Consider the following 4,158-nt stretch of genomic DNA (forward strand, 5'->3'; position numbering starts at 1 on the left):
GCACCAGGGCCCCGAAGGAAATTGAACACCATCTGTCGGCCCTAGTCCTGCGCCGACCTTCTGTTTCCGCGGCATCGCCCCGAAGAGGGACGGGAGCGCGGGGATCGCGAATGCGTGACCGGGGACCACCTTCCGTTCCGGGGTCTTGCGGTACCCGGGGAGTCTTCCTCGCCCGGGCGATCCTGATGGCGTCTGCTTCCTCCGTTCCTTCCTCTGGGACTTACCTGCTACTTGGTACTGCTTCCGGTGGCCCCTGATCACTGCGGGCCACCCAGTCCGGCGGTCAGCCCCGTCGCCATCCTGCGAAACCGGCTCCGGAACTCCACCACCGCACCGAACTGCGGGTACTGCGTGTTACAGCTGCTCGGCAGTTCGTCTCTGCCGGGCTCTCTCTGATCTCGGCTACAACAGGAACACTAACCAGCCCGGGAGCGAATGTCTACTACGGCGAGCATAGATTTTTGGGCGCTCGGGACGGAGGTAACGTGAGATCACCTAACGGACCCGGCCAGGACGCTCCGCCCCTGCTCAGGGGCGCCTGTCGGTCCCGGGGGCTGCCGCCGGCAGCTCCACGGTGATGCGGAGTCCGCCCGAAGGACGCGGGTTGATCGTGAGCGTGCCGTCGTGCACGTGGGTGATGCTCTTGACGATGGCCAGGCCGAGGCCGACACCCCCGTGGTCGGTGCGTACGCGCTCGCTGCCGCGCCGAAACGGTTCCGTAAGCGTCGGGACCAACTCCGGCGAGAGCCTCTCGCCGGTGTTCTCGACCGTGAGCACCACGCTCCCGGGACGGACCCCCGTCCCGACCCGCACCGTCCCCTGCTCGGGCAGATTGTGCACGACGGCGTTGTGGACGAGGTTCGTCGTCATCTGCAGCAGGAGCGCTTGCGACCCGGCGGCCAGGGCGATGTCACCGGAGGTCTCGAAGGTGACGCCACGCTTCTCGGCGAGCGGGAGGAGTGTTTCCGCGGCCTCCTCCACGAGGAGGGACAGGTCGACGGGGACCCGGGTGAAGGACCGCTGCTCGGCACGGCCGAGCAGGAGCAGCGCCTCGGTGAGGTCGATCGCCCGGGCGTTGACGGCATGGAGGCGGTCGATGATCTCGCCGGGGTCGTGGTTCGGATCGGTGCGGGCCACGTCGAGAAGCGCCTTCGAGATCGCCAGCGGGGTGCGCAGCTCGTGGGAGGCGTTGGCCGCGAATCTCCGCTGCTCGGCGACGTGCGCTTCGAGCCGCGCGATCATGGCGTCGAAGGAGTCGGCGAGTTCACGGAACTCGTCGTCGCGGCCTTCCAGCCGGATGCGGTGGGAGAGCGACCCGTTCGCGACGTGCCGCGTGGCGTCCGTGATGCGGGTCAGCGGGGCGAGCATGCGGCCGGCGAGCAGCCACCCTCCCAGGAGGCCGAACACCAGCAGGAACGCCATGACCACGGCTGCCCCCGCCGCGAACTCGCGCGCGAGGACCGAACGGACCTGCAATCCGCTGATGCTGCTCGTCACGTCGGGCAGGTTGCTCAGCAGGAAGACCCACACCGCCGCGATCAGCATGACACCGGCCAGCATGAGGAATCCGGCGTAGCTGAGGGTCAGTTTGAGGCGAACGCTCCACCCGGGCGCTCTATCCACGGTCTCCGCCCACGCTTCCGCTCCCGGCCTCCGACGGCGCGTCGATCCGGTAGCCGACGCCCGGCACGGTGGCGATGACCCAGGGCTCGCCGAGCCGCTTCCGCAGTGCCGAGACGGTGATGCGCACGGCGTTGGTGAACGGGTCCGCGTTCTCGTCCCACGCGCGGGCCAGGAGTTCTTCGGCGCTGACGACACCGCCTTCGGCGGCGACGAGAACTTCGAGCACGGCGAACTGCTTCCTGGTCAGTGCGACGTAGCGGCCCTCCCGGTGGACCTCCCTGCGGAACGGATCCAGCCGCAGACCCGCGATCTCCCGCACGGGCGGCCTGTTGTGCGCTCGCCTGCGGTCGAGTGCTCTGAGCCTGAGCGTGAGCTCTCGGAGTTCGAAAGGCTTCGTGAGGTAGTCGTCGGCGCCCAGCTCGAACCCGGAGGCCTTGTCGTCGAGGCGGTCGGCTGCGGTGAGCATGAGGATCGGCATGCCGCTGCCCGAGGCGACGATGCGTTCGGCGATCTCGTCACCGGAAGGTCCGGGAATGTCCCGGTCGAGGACGGCGATGTCGTAGGCGTTGACGCTCAGCAGCTCCAGAGCGGTGTCGCCGTCGCCCGCGATGTCCGCCGCGATGGCTTCCAGCCGCAGGCAGTCACGGATGGCTTCTGCCATATAGGGCTCGTCCTCGACGATCAGCACACGCATGCTCCGATGCTAGAAGTCGGCGCATATCGTCGGCGTATCGGGAACCGCATACGCGCCCGCAACACCGCGTTGCCTTGACTGGCGGTATGACCCACTCCCCACCGTCGCGCGGACGACATCGGGCGCACGATCGATCGTGCCTGCCCGCCATGTGGGCAGAGCCCACCCAGGACCCGAGGATGCAGCAGTGACCGGCAGCGAGCGAGGACGGACGATGACGCAGGTGGACACGGCGGAGACCGGACAGGACATCGCCGGCCGCCGGGACACCGGCTCCGGAATCCGGCGCTCGCCCGTCCGCCGGGTGATCCGCATCGGCTACGGGCCGGACCTCTGGAAGCGGGGCCCGGTGCTCGCGGCGCTGGCCGTGCTGCTCGGCCTGTTCATGCTGCTGCACACGCAGATCACGGACTTCGGGGGCCTCGGCAGCCTGGTGGAGACCTTCCTTCCGTGGTGCGGCCTGTTCGTCCCGGTGCTGCTGGCCGGGGCGCTGTGGCGCCGCTCCGCCTCCGCGGCGGTCGCGCTGCTGCTGCCGGCCGTGGTGTGGCTGAACCTCTTCGGCGGGCTGCTCGGCGACAAGTCCCACCCGGGCGGCGATCTCACCGTGGCCCAGCACAACGTCGGTGAGGGCAACCCCGACCCCGTCGGCACCGCCCGCGACCTGGCGGCCTCCGGGGCGGACGTGCTCGCCCTGGTGGAGCTGAGCCACCATGCCCGGGGCACGTACGAGAAGGAGCTGGCGGAGGCGTACCCGTACCACACGGTGCAGGGCACGGTCGGGCTGTGGAGCAAGCTGCCGCTGTCGGACACGCGGCCGGTCGACACCCACATGGACTACGGGCCGCTGGCGGACACCAAGCCGGCCGACGTCAAGATGGCCTACAACCGGGCGCTGCGCACCACGGTTGCCACGGACCAAGGGCCGCTGGCTGTCTACGCCGCCCACCTGGGATCCGTACGGCTGATGCCCAGAGGGGGCTTCTGGACGGACAGCCGGGACCGCAACGCACACGCGCTCGGCGAGGCCCTCGCCGCCGAGCGGAACGAGCGGGTGGTGCTGCTCGGCGACCTGAACGGCACCATGGACGACCGCGCGTTCGCCGGCATCACCTCGCAGATGCGCTCGGCACAGGACGAGGCCGGGGACGGCTTCGGCTTCACCTGGCCGGCGAATTTCCCGGTGGTGCGGATCGACCAGATCCTCGTCCGCGGCGTGGAGCCGCAGAGCTCGTGGGTGCTGCCGGCCACCGGCAGCGACCACCTGCCGGTGGCAGCCCGGATCAGCTGGTGACCACGAGGAACCGGCCCCGGCCCGGGGGTGCCGTTGATGAGCGGCCGCCAGGTGCCGGGCAGCCCGTTCCTGCGCGGAACGATCGCGCCTGAGGTGCGACTCCCGAATCCCGGGCCCCCGCAACCGGACTCCGCATCCGTGCGGAGGGCCCGGGTGAAATAAACTCGCCTGTCATGTCGAAACCTGACGCTCTGCTCGTCGACGTGGCCGCCCTGGTGGAGTCCGGGCAAAGCAATCTCATGTCTCTGACCGTGGTCACCGGTGGCGCTGTCATCACCGGCCGGCTGGCACCCGAAGCCATGTGGCGGCAGCGGGTGTCGGAGGTCCTGACGGATTCGGAGAGCCTCCGTGCGTTCTCCGGCGCCTTCAGCGCCTCCCCCGCCAGGCAGGGCCCGCCCACCCATCTGCACTTCCACGTGGCGCGGATCCTCCAGGGCACGGTCGGGATCCCCGAGACAGGCGGTATGTACCGCGTCTCGATCGAAGACGTCAGCGCCTGGACCGTCGGCGACTTCAGCTACTCCGACCACTGAATCCACCACTACGAGAC

General features: G+C 69.4%; 4 protein-coding genes. 2 read left to right on the forward strand and 2 right to left on the reverse strand.

From position 1 onward, the window contains the following. Nucleotides 1-528 precede the first annotated feature (528 nt). Both ACWGH4_RS32265 and ACWGH4_RS32270 read right to left on the reverse strand, forming a co-directional pair. A complete protein-coding gene (locus tag ACWGH4_RS32265) occupies nt 529-1,623 on the reverse strand; it encodes a sensor histidine kinase (RefSeq protein WP_453467118.1) in 1,095 nt (364 codons plus the stop codon). Beyond that, on the reverse strand, nt 1,616-2,317 hold the full coding sequence (locus tag ACWGH4_RS32270) for a response regulator transcription factor (protein WP_453467120.1): 702 nt from the start codon (nt 2,315-2,317) through the stop codon (nt 1,616-1,618). Before ACWGH4_RS32270 ends, ACWGH4_RS32265 begins: the two co-directional genes overlap by 8 nt. Before the next feature lie 214 nt (nt 2,318-2,531). Between ACWGH4_RS32270 and ACWGH4_RS32275 the strand changes: the two genes are divergently transcribed. Then, nucleotides 2,532-3,608, forward strand: a complete 1,077-nt coding sequence (locus tag ACWGH4_RS32275) for an endonuclease/exonuclease/phosphatase family protein (RefSeq protein ID WP_453467122.1) — start codon at nt 2,532-2,534, stop codon at nt 3,606-3,608. A 173-nt stretch (nt 3,609-3,781) separates the two neighbouring features. Further along, nucleotides 3,782-4,141 carry a hypothetical protein gene (locus ACWGH4_RS32280; protein ID WP_441264744.1) on the forward strand — a complete coding sequence of 120 codons (360 nt, stop codon included), beginning with the start codon at nt 3,782-3,784 and terminating at the stop codon, nt 4,139-4,141. Nucleotides 4,142-4,158: the final 17 nt, after the last annotated feature.

The organism is Streptomyces sp. NPDC054847 (genome assembly GCF_053610925.1).

Excerpts from the sequence above, each read along its gene's own strand:
- ACWGH4_RS32280 (WP_441264744.1), top strand. The coding sequence starts at position 3,782 with ATGTCGAAACCTGACGCTCTGCTCGTCGACGTGGCCGCCCTGGTGGAG.
- ACWGH4_RS32270 (WP_453467120.1), bottom strand. The coding sequence starts at position 2,317 with ATGCGTGTGCTGATCGTCGAGGACGAGCCCTATATGGCAGAAGCCATC.
- ACWGH4_RS32275 (WP_453467122.1), top strand. The coding sequence starts at position 2,532 with ATGACGCAGGTGGACACGGCGGAGACCGGACAGGACATCGCCGGCCGC.